A 16,397-nucleotide genomic window follows, 5' to 3' on the forward strand; every position below is an offset into this window, starting at 1 on the left:
GCAATAAAACCAGACCAGGACCGAGATGGAATCGCTTTAAAAAAAGCTGAAAGTTATTTGAAAATGAAGTTTGTGCTTGTTGAATTTTATCCACTTAATGAGTGTAGAACAGAAATAATCCGTCCAAAAAAATATTATTTTTCCGCTTATTCTGCGGGCTGGCGGGGGAAAAGGGAGGGGCGAGGTATAAAGCGGATTCCCCTCGATTAACGAGGGGAGAAGGCGATCAGTTCAGGGTGAAAGGATCCGCATCCTGCCAGGCCGGAAACTTCTCTCGATACTCTTTGAGCGCCGTCATCGACAGCTCTGCATCCAGGCGCGTTGCCTGATGGGGTTCTGCCGTTGCCAGAATCTCTCCCTGCGGGCTGATAATGCGGCTATCGCCGCGGTAATGATGGCCGTTACCATCGGTGCCGACGCGGTTACAGCCGGCAACATAGGCCAGATTCTCGATGGCGCGCGCCACCAGCAGAGACTGCCAGTGCAGTGAACGCGGGGCAGGCCAGTTGGCAACATAGAGCGCTAAATCGTAGTCGTTATGGTTACGTGACCATACCGGGAAGCGCAGGTCATAGCATACCAGCGGCAGAATTCGCCAGCCGCGCCACTCAAACACGACCCGTTCGTTGCCCGCCTCATAATGGTGATGTTCTTCGGCCATGCGGAACAGATGGCGTTTGTCGTAGAAGTGGGTTGTGCCATTAGGCTCTACCAGCAAGAAGCGGTTAACCGGCCCACGATCGGTTTGCAGCGCCGCGCTGCCGGCAATCAGGGCATTTGTTTGCACCGCTTTGCTCTGCATCCAGTCAATGACGTTTTCGGGTGACATCGACTGCTTTGCGGCCTCCATAGCGAATCCGGTCGTGAACATTTCCGGCAATACAATGACGTCACGTCCGGTGATGCCTTCCAGTTGACGATCGAAATGACGCAAGTTGGCGGGACCGTCCATCCACACCAGGGGTTGTTGCAACAACGTAATTTTCAAACCAGGCACAGTGTTGAACTCCATCATCATGAGAGCATCAGGGTAATTTTAACACCATATCAGTCTCTCGCTGCTCAGCGGAATATGTTGTTAAAAAAATGATAACGCAGACAGGTGAATGTCGGTCGACGGGTAAAAAAGAAAGGCGGGGAAATTCCCCGCCCTGGTCGTGATGTGGTGACGGTTATTGTTTTATGCGGCTTCAACCTTGCGGACTTTCTCCGGGAGCTTTACCGGTTTGGTCGCCAGCTCATCGGCTGCGAAATCGTCAACGTTAATGCTGCGCAGACGGCTGGTTTCCGCACGGCTCAGAATATCGGCTTCATCCTGATTGATTAAACCTTTTGCCAGCGCGTTGCGGGCCAGTTCATCCAGACGGGTAAACGGCAGGTTTTTACCCAGCTCTTTGCAGATACGCTGATGAATCGGATCGGCGGCCATGACATCAAGCAGCGCCTCTTCCAGCAGACCGACCGGGTTATGTTCACTCGGGGTCAGATACTGGCCGCGGCCGATACGTGAACGCGTTGCGCTCGGTACCTGCAGGATTTTTGCCACCTTATGATCCAGCTTATCGGACGGCGCGTCGTAGTGACGGCCGGTCGGGAAGATAGCAATGCGCAGGGCGCCGGCGACAAAACGGTTCGGGAAGTTCTTCAGCAGATCGTCAATCGCCTGTTCTGCCTGATACAGCGCATCCTGGACGCCCCAATGGACCAGCGGGAGGTCTGCTTCATTGCGCCCTTCATCGTCATAGCGTTTCAGCACCGCGGAGGCGAGATAGAGCTGGCTCAGGACATCGCCGAGACGCGCGGAGATGCGCTCGCGACGCTTCAGGCTTCCGCCCAGCACCGCCATGGAGACGTCGGACAGCAGCGCAAGGTTCGCGCTCAGACGGTTCATGTGCTGGTAGTAGCGACGGGTGCCATCGCGGGTCGGCGTGCTGCTTGTCAGCCCGCGGGTCAGGCCCAGCCAGAAGCTGCGGACTTTGTTACTGCCGACGTGACCAATGTGTTTAAACAGCAGTTTGTCGAAAGCGTTAACATCATTGTTTTGCGCGGCGGCCATTTCATCCAGTACGTACGGATGGCAGCGAATCGCCCCTTGACCGAAGATCATCATGCTACGGGTCAGGATATTGGCCCCCTCCACGGTGATGGCAATGGGCGCGCCCTGGTAGGCACGGGCGAGGAAGTTACCTTCGCCCAGCATGATGCCTTTCCCGCCGGTGATATCCATGGCGTCAATAATTGAGCGCTGGCCGCGATGGGTACAGTGGTACTTGACGATAGCCGACAGCACCGCCGGTTTCTCTCCCAGCATAATGCCGTAGGTAATCAGCGAAGCGGCGGCATCCATCACATATGCGTTACCGGCAATACGCGCCAGAGGCTCTTCGATGCCTTCCATTTTACCGATGGAGATTTTGAACTGGCGGCGAATATGGGCATAGGCACCGGTCGCCATCGCCACGGATTTCAGTCCGCCGGTGGCGTTAGACGGTAGGGTGATGCCGCGTCCCACGGACAGACATTCCACCAGCATCCGCCAGCCCTGACCGGCCATCGACGGGCCGCCGATGATGTAATCGATCGGCACGAAAATGTCTTTCCCCTGGGTCGGACCATTCTGGAACGGCACGTTCAGCGGGAAGTGGCGACGGCCAATTTCGACACCCGGCGTGCTGGTCGGGATCAGCGCGCAGGTAATGCCCAGATCTTCTTCGCCGCCCAGCAGACGGTCAGGATCGGAGAGTTTAAAGGCCAGACCCAAGACGGTCGCGATAGGCGCGAGGGTGATATAACGTTTGTTCCAGGTCAGGCGCATGCCCAGTACCTGCTCACCTTGCCATTCGCCCATGCAGACGACGCCGCTGTCCGGGATGGCACCGGCGTCAGAGCCGGCTTCCGGACTGGTCAGCGCAAAGCACGGAATTTCCTGACCACGTGCCAGGCGCGGCAGATAGTGATTTTTCTGCTCTTCTGTACCGTAATGTTGCAGCAGTTCGCCCGGGCCTAAGGAGTTCGGTACGCCGACGGTAATTGCCAGGATACCGGAAACGCCGGAGAGCTTTTGCAGCACCCGTGACTGAGCGTAAGCGGAGAATTCCAGGCCGCCGTACTCTTTCTTAATGATCATCGCAAAGAAACGATGCTCTTTCAGGTAGGCCCACAGCGCCGGTGGCAGATCGGCCATTTCATGGGTGATTTCAAAATCATTCGCCATGCGACAGGCTTCTTCTACCGGGCCGTCGATGAACGCCTGTTCTTCGGCGGTCAGGCGCGGCTGCGGATAGTTGTGCAGCTTCTGCCAGTCTGGCGTCCCGCGAAACAGGTCGCCTTCCCACCAGGTTGTGCCCGCGTCGATGGCCTCTTTTTCGGTACGCGACATTGGCGGCATCACCTTACGGAATGCGCGGAATGCCGGCGCCGAGAAAATTGACTTGCGCATCGGCGCAAAGTTGAACGGCAGCAGGATAATCGCCAGCGGTACCAGCAGCCAGATATTCCACAGCCCGGCCACGCTAAGCGCGGCGGTCCAGGCGAGCAAAATCACGCTGCTCAGCAGGAGATTAATTCGGTGATAGAAGAGCGCACCGAGTAAAACAACGGTTGCAACAATACTCAAAATCATCATAGAGAAATGCTCCCTGTCTTGTAGGAGGTCTGACCACTTGTGATGATATGGTTGTAGTGGATGTTATTGGCTTTAGCAATGTGTTTACAAAATAATTACAACCTTGCTCACATTGTTGTACGTAAATGCGGCACGTAAAAGCAAAACCACGGCGGATAACGTCGGCTGCTGCTTCTCGCTTCGGCGCCTATCCGGTACACTGCCAGGGTTATTCCAACCATACTGAAGGATTATCCTCATGTACCAGGATCTTATTCGTAACGAACTGAACGAAGCGGCGGAAACGCTGGCTAACTTTCTGCAGGACGAAGCTAATATTCACGCGATTCAGCGTGCCGCGGTGCTGCTGGCTGATAGCTTTAAGGCCGGTGGTAAAGTCCTCTCCTGCGGTAACGGCGGTTCCCACTGCGATGCGATGCACTTTGCGGAAGAACTGACCGGGCGCTATCGTGAGAATCGCCCTGGCTATCCGGCGATTGCGATTTCAGACGTCAGCCACCTGTCCTGCGTCAGTAACGATTTTGGCTATGAGTATGTCTTCTCCCGCTACGTCGAGTCCGTGGGGCGCGCCGGCGATGTGCTGCTGGGTATCTCCACTTCCGGCAACTCCGGCAACGTGATTAAGGCGATTGAAGCTGCCCGTGCGCAGGGGATGAAAGTCATCACGCTGACCGGCAAAGACGGCGGTAAAATGGCCGGCTCCGCCGATGTTGAAATTCGCGTGCCGCATTTTGGTTATGCCGATCGTATTCAGGAAATTCACATTAAAGTGATTCATATTCTGATTATGCTGATCGAAAAAGAGATGGTTAAGGCCTGATGACATGGTGTCGGGCGGCACAGTGTTTGCCCGACCTGCGGGCTGAGTTGTCGGCCGGGTAAGCAGTGCACTACCCGGCAGTGCCTGAAAGTGCGTAGAGGTGATGTATGTGCGAATTGCTCGGGATGAGCGCGAATGTGCCAACAGATATTTGTTTTAGCTTTACAGGGCTGGTTCAGCGCGGTGGCGGCACCGGCCCGCATAAAGATGGCTGGGGTATTACCTTTTATGAAGGTAAAGGCTGTCGCACATTCAAAGATCCGCAGCCCAGCTTCCAGTCGCCGATTGCCAAACTGGTACAGGACTATCCCATCAAATCGTGCTCGGTTATCGCCCATATTCGCCAGGCTAACCGCGGTATCGTTGCGCTGGAAAACACCCATCCGTTTACCCGCGAGCTGTGGGGACGCAACTGGACCTATGCTCATAACGGCCAGTTAGAGGGCTATGAGACCCTGGATACGGGGAATCTCCAGCCGATCGGCGAGACCGACAGCGAAAAAGCCTTCTGCTGGCTGCTGCACTGCCTGACCGAGCGCTATTCGGGGACGCCGGACGACATGGTTGAAGTGTTCAGCTTTATCGCGACCCTGGCGGGCTCGCTGCGGGAAAAAGGCGTCTTCAATATGCTGTTGTCGGACGGACGTTACGTAATGGCGTTTTGTTCGACGAATCTGCACTGGATAACGCGGCGGGCGCCGTTTGGCGTGGCAACGTTACTGGATCAGGACGTAGAAATCGATTTTCAACGGGAGACCACACCCAACGATGTGGTCACCGTTATCGCCACTCAGCCGCTGACCGGCAACGAGACCTGGCATAAAATCATGCCAGGCGAGTGGGCGTTATTTTGCCTCGGGGACCGTGTAGTTTGAAGCCAGCTGCGGCTGGATAACTTCATGACTGAGCGGCTTGCTGACGATATAGCGGCCATCGGCCACTGAGATAACCGGCGGCTTGTGGGTTTGCTGGAAATAGTCGTAGCCTGGCTTCAGCTGTTTCCAGAAATCCGCATAGTAGGAGTATTTGTGGCGTTCCATATTGGCGTTGGTCATGCGGAAAGGATAAATGCTGACCTGTACGCTGGACTGGCCGAACACTAGCGCGCCGGTCACAAACTGGAAAATCTCATCAATGCCGGTATCGGTCATCGCGTAGCAGCCGATGGATACGCAGGCACCGTGAATCATCAGGTATTTACCTTCATATCCATGAGCGCGATCGTAGGCGTTCGGGAAGCCGATATTAATGGCTTTATAGAAACGGCTGTCAGGCTTGAGCTGATTGCGCGTCACGCTATAAAACCCTTCCGGACTTTTGAAGTCGCCCTGACGCTGCTTCGGCCCCAGACCGCCGGAATAGTTACAGATCCGGTAGCTGTCGAGTAGCTGGTAGGTTTCGCCCATTTTGACGTAGAGATCGAGCGTGCGCTCTTCTTTGAAGATCTCAATGTAAACCGGGGAACCCAGTAATTGTTGCTTGTATTCTTTGCTAACCGGCGTCGTCGAGCCGCTATTGCTGAGTAACCCAGCAAATGAAACGCACGGCAACAGAAGCATCGCAATAAATAATGCGATTTTGCGCATACTGCTTGTTCCTTGATAAATCAAAAACCACATTGCCAGGACGGCAAGAGATACCCGAAATCAGACTTTTCTGGATTTAGAGCGCTCACATTAGCATCACGGCATTTTTTCGCAAGCGCGGCCTTGCCGCGTTTACAATTTAGTTGTCCTTTATAGCGAATCCGACGTCAAAGCGCAGTCAGAACTTTGCGCAATAGATCTCATTTTATAGGTAGTTAATGGTGGTTTATCTACTGACGCCGCTCACGAAATGTTACACTTGCGCCGCTTAACGATCAGGGTAAGAAAGGATGCTTCTCTCCCGTCTTGTGAATCGCCAGGACTCAGCTTTTCCTTTTCTCTGATTTCCCATCAATGTTGCTGGCCTCGATCTGATATCGAGGTTTAGGTTACGGATACCTGCTAACGATATGATTAAAATCACGAAAGGGCTGAATCTGCCCATAGCTGGCATGCCATCACAGCAGAAAACTTCTCAGGTTGCCGTCAAACGCGTCGCGCTGTTGGGCGAGGAGTACGTTGGTATGCGCCCCTCAATGGCGGTGCGCGAAGGTGACCGGGTACAAAAAGGGCAGATCCTCTTCGAAGACAAAAAGAACCCCGGTGTCTGCTTTACCGCACCTGCGGCTGGGGTGATTAGCGCCATCCATCGCGGCGAACGTCGGGTTCTGCAATCCATTGTTATCGATGTCGACGGCGATGAGGCCGTCTCCTTCCCCCGCTATGCGCCGGGCGATCTGGCTGGATTGGCGCGGGAAACCGTGCAGCAGCAGCTGCTGACTTCCGGCCAATGGACGGCATTTCGCACCCGTCCGTTTAGTAAAACGCCGGCGCCGGGTAGCGTACCGGCGGCGATTTTCGTGACCGCTATCGATACCAACCCGCTGGCGGCAGATCCGCAACCGATTATTCTGGCCCGCCGTGAGGCCTTTGATGCGGGACTCACCGTGCTCACCAGCCTGACGGATGGCAAAGTTCATGTCTGCCAGGCCAGCGGCGGCAAGCTCGGTGGCCACCCGTCAGGTCAGGTGACCTTTAACCAGTTCGCCGGACCGCATCCGGCCGGGCTGGCAGGTACCCATATCCATTTCCTTGAGCCCGTCAGCCTGAAGAAGCAGGTCTGGTACCTTAACTATCAAGATGTTATCGCTATCGGTCGGCTGTTTCTCGACGGGGAACTTTACAGCGAACGCGTGATTGCGCTCGGGGGCCCGCAGGTCAAAGAGCCGCGGCTGATCGAGTCCTGCTGCGGCGCCAGTCTTGATGAACTGCTGGCCGGTGAGCTGCTGGAGGGGGAAAACCGGGTGATTTCCGGCTCGGTGTTGAGCGGCACCCACGCCCAGGGGCCGTATGCGTTCCTTGGCCGCTATCACCTGCAGGTGAGCGTCGTGAAGGAAGGGCGTGAGAAAGAGCTGTTTGGTTGGGTGATGCCGGGCAAAGACAAATTTTCGATTACCCGCACCACGCTCGGACATTTTCTCAAACACAAACTGTTCAGTTTCTCAACGGATACCAACGGCGGCGAGCGTGCGATGGTTCCCATCGGCAACTACGAGCGCGTGATGCCGCTGGATATTCTGCCGACACATCTGCTGCGGGATTTGCTGGCGGGAGACACCGACAGCGCGCAGGCGCTGGGCTGCCTGGAGCTGGATGAAGAAGATTTAGCGCTCTGCACCTACGTCTGCCCGGCAAAATATGAATACGGCCCGCTGCTGCGTGACGTCTTAACCCGCATTGAGCAGGAAGGATAAGTGATGGGTTTGAAAAATCTGCTGGAAAAAATTGAGCCGCATTTCACCCACGGCGGCAAACTGGAAAAGTACTACCCGTTGTATGAGGCGGCGGCGACCATTTTCTATACCCCGGGTCAGGTGACGAAAGGGGCCTCTCACGTCCGTGATGCCATCGACCTCAAGCGGATGATGATCCTGGTGTGGCTGGCGGTGTTCCCGGCGATGTTCTGGGGCATGTACAACGTTGGTCTGCAAACTATCCCGGCGCTACACAAACTCTACGGCGCGGAGCAGCTGCAGCAGGTGATCGCCAGCCACTGGCACTATAGCGTGGCGCAGTGGCTGGGGGTGAACTTTGGCCCGGATGCGGGCTGGCTGAGCATGATGGGGCTGGGCGCAGTATTCTTCCTGCCCATTTATCTCACCGTGTTTATCGTCGGCGGCTTTTGGGAAGTGCTGTTCGCCATCGTGCGCAAACACGAAATCAACGAAGGCTTCTTTGTTACCTCCATTCTGTTCGCGCTGATTGTGCCGCCGACGCTGCCGTTGTGGCAGGCGGCGCTGGGCATCAGTTTTGGCGTGGTGATTGGCAAAGAGATCTTTGGCGGCACCGGCCGTAACTTCCTCAACCCGGCGCTGGCCGGGCGCGCATTCCTGTTCTTTGCCTATCCGGCGCAAATTTCCGGCGATCTGGTGTGGACGGCGGCGGACGGTTTCTCCGGCGCAACGCCGCTTTCTCAGTGGGCGAGCCGCGGCGGTGAAGCGCTGGTGAATGTCACCAGCGGCCAACCGGTAAGCTGGATGGATGCGTTCCTCGGCAATATTCCGGGCTCCATCGGCGAGGTCTCGACGCTGATGATTCTGATTGGCGGCGCCATCATCATTTTCGGTCGCGTCGCCTCCTGGCGCATTGTCGCCGGGGTGATGATTGGCATGATTGCCACGGCAACGCTGTTTAACGTTATTGGCTCTGACACCAACCCGATGTTCGCCATGCCGTGGTACTGGCATCTGGTGCTCGGCGGCTTTGCCTTCGGCATGATGTTTATGGCGACTGACCCGGTGTCGGCGTCGTTCACCGACAAAGGAAAGTGGGCATACGGTGCGCTGATTGGCGCGATGTGCGTACTGATCCGCGTGGTGAACCCGGCCTATCCGGAAGGGATGATGCTGGCCATTCTGTTTGCCAACCTCTTTGCGCCACTGTTCGATTACCTGGTGGTGCAGGCCAATATCAAGCGGAGGAAGTCGCGTGGCTGAGAAAAAAAGTAACGATAGCATCGGCAAAACGCTGCTGGTGGTGCTGGTGCTTTGCCTGGTCTGCTCGGTCATTGTTGCCGGTTCTGCGGTGGGGCTGAAGCCGCGCCAGCAGGAGCAAAAAGCGCTCGATAAACAGCGTAACATTCTCTCCGTCGCCGGGCTGATGCAGCCGGACATGAAGCAGGAGGAGATTGCCTCGGTGTTTGCCGAGCGTATCACTCCGCGGCTGCTGGATTTGAAAAGCGGCGCACTGCTGGAAAAAGATCCGGACTCCTTCAATCAGGGGCTGGCGCTGAAAGATCCTGAGCAAAGTACCGTGCTGGAGGCCAGCCAGGATCCGGCGGGCATCAAGCGTCGTACTAACGTGGTGGAAATCTACCTTGTGAAAGACGAGCAGAAAAAGGTTCAGGAAGTGGTGCTGCCGATTTACGGCAACGGCCTGTGGTCGATGATGTACGCCTTTGTGGCGCTTGATACCGATGGCCGTACCGTGAAAGGCATCACCTATTACGATCAGGGCGAAACGCCGGGCCTCGGCGGCGAAGTGGAAAACCCCGCCTGGCGTCAACAGTTCATCGGTAAAAAAGTGCTCGACGACAGCGGCATGCCTGCGCTGAAAGTGGTGAAAGGCGGCGCACGTCAGGGGGATGACTATGCGGTTGACGGCCTTTCCGGCGCAACGCTCACCTCCAACGGCGTGCAGCACAGTTTTGATTTCTGGATGGGGGAGCAGGGCTTTGGTCCGTTCCTCAAGCAGATTCGTGAAGGAGGCCTGAACAATGGCTGAGCTCGATGAGATGAAAGAAGTAAAACGGGTGCTGGTCGGGCCGTTGATCAGCAACAACCCCATTGCCTTGCAGGTGCTGGGCGTCTGTTCGGCGCTGGCGGTGACCACCAAACTGGAAACCGCATTCGTCATGACGATCGCGGTAACGCTGGTGACGGCGTTTTCCAGCATGTTTATCTCGATGATCCGCCACCATATTCCCAACAGCGTGCGCATTATCGTGCAGATGGCGATCATCGCCTCGCTGGTGATCGTGGTCGATCAGCTGCTGCGCGCCTACGCCTATGAAGTCTCCAAACAGCTGTCGGTGTTTGTCGGGCTTATCATCACCAACTGTATTGTGATGGGGCGTGCGGAAGCGTATGCCATGAAGTCGCCGCCGCTGGCGAGCTTTATGGACGGTATTGGTAACGGTCTGGGATACGGTGCCATTCTGATGATTGTCGGTTTCCTGCGTGAGCTTATCGGCAGCGGTAAACTGTTTGGCGTCACCGTGCTGCAAACCGTGCAGAACGGCGGCTGGTATCAGCCGAACGGCCTGTTCCTGCTCGCGCCGAGCGCGTTTTTCATCATCGGTCTGCTGATCTGGGCGCTGCGCAGCTGGAAACCGGAACAGCAGGAGAAGGAGTAACCGATTATGGCTCATTACCTCAGTCTTTTTGTCCGCGCGGTGTTTGTTGAAAACATGGCGCTGGCCTTCTTCCTCGGCATGTGTACGTTTCTTGCTGTGTCGAAGAAAGTCTCCACGGCGTTCGGTCTTGGCGTGGCGGTGACGGTGGTGCTCGGCATTTCCGTGCCGGTGAACAACCTGATTTACAACCTCGTACTGCGTGACGGTGCGCTGGTGGAAGGTGTCGATCTGAGCTTCCTCAACTTCATCACCTTTATCGGGGTGATCGCCGCGCTGGTGCAGATTCTGGAGATGATCCTCGATAAGTATTTCCCGTCGCTGTACAACGCGCTGGGGATCTTCCTGCCGCTGATTGCCGTGAACTGCGCCATTTTTGGCGGCGTCTCCTTTATGGTGCAGCGCGACTATAACTTCCCGGAATCCATCGTGTATGGCTTCGGCTCCGGCATCGGCTGGATGCTGGCGATAGTGGCGATGGCGGGCATCCGCGAAAAAATGAAATACGCAAATGTGCCCGCGGGTCTGCGCGGGTTAGGGATCACCTTTATTACCACAGGTCTGATGGCGCTGGGCTTTATGTCATTCTCCGGTGTGCAGCTATAAGGGCGGAAAGTATGGAAATTATTCTTGGCGTCGTGATGTTCACGCTGATCGTGCTGGTGCTGTCGGGGTTAATCCTGGCGGCGCGCTCGAAGCTGGTCAACGCCGGTGATGTGGTTATTGAAATCAATAATGAAGCGGATAAACAGATTCGCACGCCGGCGGGCGATAAGCTGCTGAATACGCTGTCCAGCAACGGGATCTTTATCTCTTCTGCCTGCGGAGGCGGCGGTTCCTGCGGCCAGTGCCGGGTGACGGTCAAGGAGGGGGGCGGAGATATCCTGCCTACCGAACTTTCCCATATCACCAAACGCGAGGCGAAAGAGGGCTGCCGTCTGGCCTGCCAGGTTGCCGTGAAGCAAAACATGAAGATCGCGCTGCCAGAGGAGATTTTTGGCGTCAAAAAATGGGAGTGTGAAGTTATCTCTAATGATAACAAAGCGACTTTCATTAAAGAGCTGAAGCTGGCCATCCCGGAAGGCGAAAGCGTGCCGTTCCGCGCGGGCGGCTATATTCAGATTGAATGTCCGTCGCATAAAGTGGCATATGCCGATTTTGACGTGCCGGACGAGTACCGCGCGGACTGGGATAAATTTAATCTGTTCCGCTATGTTTCCGACGTTAAAGAGCCGACGCTGCGCGCCTACTCGATGGCGAACTATCCGGATGAGAAGGGCATCATTATGCTCAACGTGCGTATCGCGACGCCGCCGCCGAAAGTGCCGGACGCGCCGCCGGGGATCATGTCTTCGTATATCTGGTCGCTGAAAGCCGGTGATAAGGTGACGATTTCCGGGCCGTTTGGTGAGTTCTTCGCTAAAGAGACGGATGCAGAGATGGTCTTTATTGGCGGTGGCGCCGGCATGGCGCCAATGCGTTCGCATATTTTCGACCAGCTTAAACGGTTGCACAGCAAGCGCAAAATCAGCTTCTGGTACGGCGCGCGTTCGCTGCGTGAAATGTTCTATGACGATGAGTTTGAGCAGCTGGCGCGTGAAAATCCGAACTTTACCTTCCACGTGGCGCTTTCCGATCCGCTGCCGGAAGATAACTGGAACGGCCACACCGGCTTTATTCACAATGTGCTGTATGAAAACTACCTGCGCGATCATCCGGCGCCGGAGGACTGCGAGTTTTATATGTGTGGGCCGCCGGTGATGAATGCCGCAGTGATCAAGATGCTAAAAGATCTTGGCGTTGAGGATGACAACATCATGCTGGATGACTTTGGAGGTTAATGATGTTGACGGTGTTTGTGGCAACCTTCGTCATTTTCGCGCTGGTGATTCTGGGGATGTCTTTAGGATATCTGATAAAGCGCAAAAGTCTCCAGGGCAGCTGCGGCGGTATCTCATCGCTGGGGCTTGAGAAGGTCTGCGACTGCCCGGAGCCGTGCGATGCGCGTAAAAAGCGCATCGCGCGCGAAGCGCAGCGCCAGCAAAATCGGATCCTCTGATCTCTCCGTAGGCCCGGCAAGCTTGCGCCGCCGGCGCATTATGGCCTGATGGCGTAAGCTTATCAGGCCTACAAACCCCACTTCTCATTCCTTGTATTATTACTGTATACTTAACCAGTGATCGTTGAGGGCTGAGTATGCGCAAAATTATCCATGTCGATATGGACTGCTTTTTTGCCGCCGTGGAAATGCGGGATAATCCAGCCCTGCGTGATATTCCCATTGCCATTGGCGGTAGCCGGGTACAGCGGGGGGTGATCAGCACGGCCAACTATCCGGCGCGCCAATTTGGCGTGCGCAGCGCGATGCCGACCGCGATGGCCCTCAAGCTTTGCCCGCATTTAACCCTGTTACCCGGCCGCTTTGATGCCTATAAAGAGGCCTCGTCCCATATCCGGGAAATCTTCTCTCGCTACACGTCGTTGATTGAACCGCTGTCGTTGGATGAGGCGTATCTCGACGTCAGCGATAGCGTTCACTGCCAGGGCTCTGCCACGCTGATCGCGGAAGAGATTCGCCAGACCATTTTTCACGAGCTTCAACTGACCGCCTCCGCCGGTATCGCGCCGGTAAAATTTCTGGCGAAAATTGCTTCCGATATGAATAAACCCAACGGTCAGTTTGTGATTGCGCCGCATCAGGTCGCGGAGTTTGTCCGCACCCTGCCGCTGGCGAAGATCCCCGGCGTGGGGAAAGTCTCAGCCGCAAAGCTGGAAGGCATGGGGCTACGTACCTGCGAAGATGTGCAGAAAAGCGACCTGGCGATGCTGCTCCGCCGTTTTGGTAAGTTTGGTCGTATCCTGTGGGAGCGTAGCCAGGGAATCGATGAGCGGGAGATCAACAACACCCGACAGCGTAAATCGGTGGGCGTTGAACGTACGCTGGTGGAGGATATCCACGAGTGGTCTGCCTGTGAGAGCATCATTGAGAACCTCTATCAGGAGCTGGAACGGCGGGTGCTGAAGGTCAAGCCGGACCTTCTGATTGCTCGTCAGGGGGTAAAGCTGAAATTCAATGATTTCCAGCTGACCACTCAGGAACACGTCTGGCCGCGTCTGAATAAAGAGGATTTGCTTTCCACCGCCTATAAAGCCTGGCACGAGCGGCGGGGCGGTCGCGGAGTGCGGCTGGTCGGGCTGCATGTAACGCTGCTTGATCCTCAACTGGAGCGGCAGCTGGTACTGGGGTTATAACGATGCTGAAGATCAGACCTTATCGCGACGATGATTTTACTGCGCTGGGCGCCATTTTTCTGCGCGCGGTACAAGAGACCGCCAGCCATGATTATTCCCCCCGCCAGATAGCCGCCTGGGCGCAGATAGACGAGGCCCGCTGGCGACACAAAATGAGGGATTCTCGGGTGTTGGTCGCGGTCATTGACCCGCTTCCAGTAGGGTTTATCAGCGCCGTGGACCGCTATATCGATCTCCTGTTTGTGGCGCCGGAGTATGGCCGTCGAGGCATTGCCAGCGCGCTGCTCCAGGAACTGTTTGCGCAGATGCCGCATGGCTCCTTGACGGTCGACGCGAGCATTACGGCAAAACCGTTTTTTGCACGGCATGGTTTCAGGGGCGAGGAAGAACAGCAGGTGGCGGTGCGCGGCGAGACGTTTATTAATTATCGGATGGAGAAGATGAGACGGCCCGGATAAGGCGCCACGCGCCGTTATCCGGACCGTTTATTGCCGTAACTTACTTCGCCGGAATCGCTTTCAGCAGTTCCGTCAGCAGCGTCCAGTATTGACCCACGCTTTCGATATGCACCTGCTCATCCGGAGAGTGCGGGCCGGTAATGGTTGGCCCGATGGAGACCATATCCATATTCGGGTACGGTTTTTTGAACAGACCGCATTCCAGGCCGGCGTGAATAATCTGGATGTTCGGCGTCTTGTTGAACAGACGCTGATAGGTTTCACGCACCAGATGCATCACCGGCGAGTTCGCGTCCGGCTGCCAGCCCGGGTATGCGCCTTTGGCTTCGGTTTTCGCGCCCGCCAGTTTACCCAGCGAATCCAGCATGCTGACTACGTAATCTTTGCCGCTGTCGATCAACGAACGAATCAGACAGTGGATCTGGACATTGTCATCGGTCATGGTCACGACGCCGACGTTCAAAGAGGTCTCTACAACGCCTTTTGCCACGTCGGAGTTACGAATAACACCGTTTGGCGTAGCGTTAAGCAGACGCACAAAGCCGTCACGGGATTGCGCCGTCAGGGCCGCTTTGTCATTGGCGGCGGCATCCAGCAGCAGCACCAGGTTCTTCTCTTTTGCCGCCAGTTCGTTTTTCAGGATGTCCTGATAGGTGGCGACCTGCGCTTTCAGAGCATCGACCTTGTCGGCCGCGACGGCGACGGTGGCGAACGCTTCACGCGGAATGGCGTTACGCAGGGTGCCGCCGTTGAAATCCACCAGACGCAGGTCCAGCTCTTGCGCATGACCTGCGAGGAAGCGGGCCAGCAGCTTGTTGGCATTCCCCAGGCCGACGTGAATTTCGCCGCCGGAGTGACCGCCTTTCAGCCCTTTTAAGGTCAGCTTAAAGCTCTGGAAACCTGCCGGAACCGCTTCGCGGGTTAAGGCCAGGTTTGAGGTAAAGTCGATACCGCCGGCGCAACCCATATAGATTTCGCCCTCTTCTTCGGAGTCGGTATTGATCAGAATATCGGCCTGCAGCCAGTTAGCCTGAAGACCAAATGCGCCGTCCATGCCGGCTTCTTCGGTCATGGTCAGCAGCACTTCCAGCGGGCCATGTACGACGTTGTCATCAGCCAGCACTGCCAGCGCAGAAGCCATACCGATACCGTTATCCGCGCCCAGGGTGGTGCCGCGCGCTTTGACCCACTCGCCATCGATATACGGCTGAATCGGATCTTTGGTGAAGTCATGAACGGTGTCGTTGTTTTTCTGCGGCACCATATCAAGGTGCGCCTGCAGAACAACCGGTTTACGGTTTTCCATACCGGCCGTGGCGGCCTTACGAATCAGAATGTTGCCAACCTGATCGCGTTCTGCGTGTAAGCCTTTTTCTTTTGCCCAGCCCATGATGTGTTCAGCGAGTTGTTCTTCGTGATAGGACGGATGGGGAATGGAGCAGATTTTGGCAAAAATATCCCATAGCGGCTGCGGGGATAATTGAGACAGTTCAGACACGATGAGTCTCCTTACGATCGCCTGCAAAAGTCTTTTACAGGTCGAGGGTTAGCAATAAAAAATACAACAGGCGCAGGCTTGCGCGGTGGGGTTGAGAATACCACTTTCCACGCCGACTGGTAGTGTAAACAACGCAAAAAGCGCTGGGATGGCCGCTTAACACTGGTTTTTAGTGCGTCAGATCTCTATAATCTCGCGCAACCATTTTCCCCCTCGAACATCATTTAAGCCGTATAACACAGGCTGGGACACTTCACATGAGCGAAAAATACGTCGTCACCTGGGACATGTTGCAGATTCACGCCCGCAAACTGGCCAATCGTCTGATGCCTTCTGAACAATGGAAAGGCATTATTGCCGTAAGCCGCGGTGGTCTGGTACCGGGTGCATTACTGGCGCGTGAACTGGGTATTCGTCATGTTGATACCGTTTGCATTTCCAGCTACGACCACGATAACCAGCGCGAGCTGACCGTCCTGAAACGCGCTGAAGGGGATGGTGAAGGTTTCATCGTGATCGATGACCTGGTCGATACCGGCGGTACCGCCGTCGCTATTCGCGAAATGTACCCAAAAGCACACTTCGTTACCATTTTTGCTAAACCGGCTGGTCGTCCGCTGGTTGATGATTATGTTGTTGATATTCCGCAGGATACCTGGATTGAACAACCGTGGGACATGGGCGTGGTGTTCGTACCGCCGATCTCAGGTCGTTAATTTACAAGGTGAGTGCTATTTACCACGCCCG

The 16,397-nt window shown here is 55.7% G+C and carries 16 protein-coding genes; 12 read left to right on the forward strand and 4 right to left on the reverse strand.

What is annotated here, in order from left to right:
- Positions 1 to 226 precede the first annotated feature (226 nt).
- A complete protein-coding gene (locus tag BV390_RS04230; protein WP_032689394.1) occupies positions 227 to 997 on the reverse strand; it encodes an amidohydrolase in 771 nt (256 codons plus the stop codon).
- Between the two features lie 183 nt (positions 998 to 1,180).
- A complete protein-coding gene (gene fadE, locus BV390_RS04235; protein ID WP_032696610.1) occupies positions 1,181 to 3,625 on the reverse strand; it encodes an acyl-CoA dehydrogenase FadE in 2,445 nt (814 codons plus the stop codon).
- Positions 3,626 to 3,863: 238 nt separating this feature from the next.
- On the opposite strand from fadE, the gene lpcA reads away from it, so the two are divergent.
- Together lpcA and BV390_RS04245 are read left to right on the forward strand one after the other, a co-directional pair.
- The gene (gene lpcA, locus BV390_RS04240; protein WP_004099149.1) at positions 3,864 to 4,445 is read left to right on the forward strand and encodes a D-sedoheptulose 7-phosphate isomerase; all 582 of its coding nucleotides are present in this window, start codon (positions 3,864 to 3,866) and stop codon (positions 4,443 to 4,445) included.
- A gap of 107 nt (positions 4,446 to 4,552) precedes the next feature.
- Positions 4,553 to 5,320: a class II glutamine amidotransferase gene (locus BV390_RS04245; RefSeq protein ID WP_032696609.1), complete on the forward strand. Its 768-nt coding sequence runs from the start codon at positions 4,553 to 4,555 to the stop codon at positions 5,318 to 5,320.
- On the opposite strand, the gene dpaA is transcribed toward BV390_RS04245, so the two are convergent.
- The gene (dpaA, locus tag BV390_RS04250; RefSeq protein ID WP_085396637.1) at positions 5,291 to 6,031 is read right to left on the reverse strand and encodes a peptidoglycan meso-diaminopimelic acid protein amidase; all 741 of its coding nucleotides are present in this window, start codon (positions 6,029 to 6,031) and stop codon (positions 5,291 to 5,293) included. The genes BV390_RS04245 and dpaA overlap by 30 nt on opposite strands.
- Positions 6,032 to 6,441: 410 nt before the next feature.
- On the opposite strand from dpaA, the gene BV390_RS04260 reads away from it, so the two are divergent.
- The 9 genes from BV390_RS04260 (at position 6,442) to BV390_RS04300 (ending at position 14,152) form a co-directional block, all read left to right on the forward strand.
- The gene (locus BV390_RS04260) at positions 6,442 to 7,785 is read left to right on the forward strand and encodes a Na(+)-translocating NADH-quinone reductase subunit A (protein WP_032700758.1); all 1,344 of its coding nucleotides are present in this window, start codon (positions 6,442 to 6,444) and stop codon (positions 7,783 to 7,785) included.
- A gap of 3 nt (positions 7,786 to 7,788) precedes the next feature.
- Positions 7,789 to 9,027: an NADH:ubiquinone reductase (Na(+)-transporting) subunit B gene (locus tag BV390_RS04265; RefSeq protein ID WP_032696607.1), complete on the forward strand. Its 1,239-nt coding sequence runs from the start codon at positions 7,789 to 7,791 to the stop codon at positions 9,025 to 9,027.
- Positions 9,020 to 9,814, forward strand: a complete 795-nt coding sequence (locus tag BV390_RS04270; RefSeq protein ID WP_032689373.1) for a Na(+)-translocating NADH-quinone reductase subunit C — start codon at positions 9,020 to 9,022, stop codon at positions 9,812 to 9,814. Before BV390_RS04265 ends, BV390_RS04270 begins: the two co-directional genes overlap by 8 nt.
- Entirely contained in the window at positions 9,807 to 10,445 is a 639-nt protein-coding gene (locus BV390_RS04275; RefSeq protein WP_004858245.1) for an NADH:ubiquinone reductase (Na(+)-transporting) subunit D, read from the forward strand. The genes BV390_RS04270 and BV390_RS04275 overlap by 8 nt, the downstream gene beginning before the upstream one ends.
- A 6-nt stretch (positions 10,446 to 10,451) precedes the next feature.
- Complete coding sequence (gene nqrE / locus BV390_RS04280; protein ID WP_032689372.1) at positions 10,452 to 11,048, forward strand: NADH:ubiquinone reductase (Na(+)-transporting) subunit E; 597 nt, start codon at positions 10,452 to 10,454, stop codon at positions 11,046 to 11,048.
- Positions 11,049 to 11,059: 11 nt separating this feature from the next.
- A complete protein-coding gene (nqrF, locus tag BV390_RS04285; RefSeq protein ID WP_032696606.1) occupies positions 11,060 to 12,283 on the forward strand; it encodes an NADH:ubiquinone reductase (Na(+)-transporting) subunit F in 1,224 nt (407 codons plus the stop codon).
- A gap of 2 nt (positions 12,284 to 12,285) precedes the next feature.
- Entirely contained in the window at positions 12,286 to 12,501 is a 216-nt protein-coding gene (gene nqrM / locus BV390_RS04290; protein ID WP_032689392.1) for a (Na+)-NQR maturation NqrM, read from the forward strand.
- A 137-nt stretch (positions 12,502 to 12,638) separates the two neighbouring features.
- A complete protein-coding gene (gene dinB, locus BV390_RS04295) occupies positions 12,639 to 13,694 on the forward strand; it encodes a DNA polymerase IV (protein ID WP_032696605.1) in 1,056 nt (351 codons plus the stop codon).
- A gap of 2 nt (positions 13,695 to 13,696) precedes the next feature.
- Entirely contained in the window at positions 13,697 to 14,152 is a 456-nt protein-coding gene (locus BV390_RS04300) for a GNAT family N-acetyltransferase (RefSeq protein ID WP_046853060.1), read from the forward strand.
- A 40-nt stretch (positions 14,153 to 14,192) separates the two neighbouring features.
- Here BV390_RS04300 and pepD read toward each other — a convergent pair whose 3' ends face one another.
- On the reverse strand, positions 14,193 to 15,650 hold the full coding sequence (gene pepD, locus BV390_RS04305; protein WP_032689369.1) for a cytosol nonspecific dipeptidase: 1,458 nt from the start codon (positions 15,648 to 15,650) through the stop codon (positions 14,193 to 14,195).
- A gap of 257 nt (positions 15,651 to 15,907) precedes the next feature.
- Here pepD and gpt point away from each other — a divergent pair, with 257 nt between their 5' ends.
- Positions 15,908 to 16,366, forward strand: coding sequence for a xanthine phosphoribosyltransferase (gpt, locus tag BV390_RS04310; RefSeq protein WP_004858267.1), 459 nt, complete (start codon positions 15,908 to 15,910; stop codon positions 16,364 to 16,366).
- Positions 16,367 to 16,397: the final 31 nt, after the last annotated feature.

This window comes from Klebsiella sp. YJ (genome assembly GCF_002108615.1).
Taxonomy (GTDB): Bacteria; Pseudomonadota; Gammaproteobacteria; order Enterobacterales; family Enterobacteriaceae; genus Klebsiella; species Klebsiella planticola.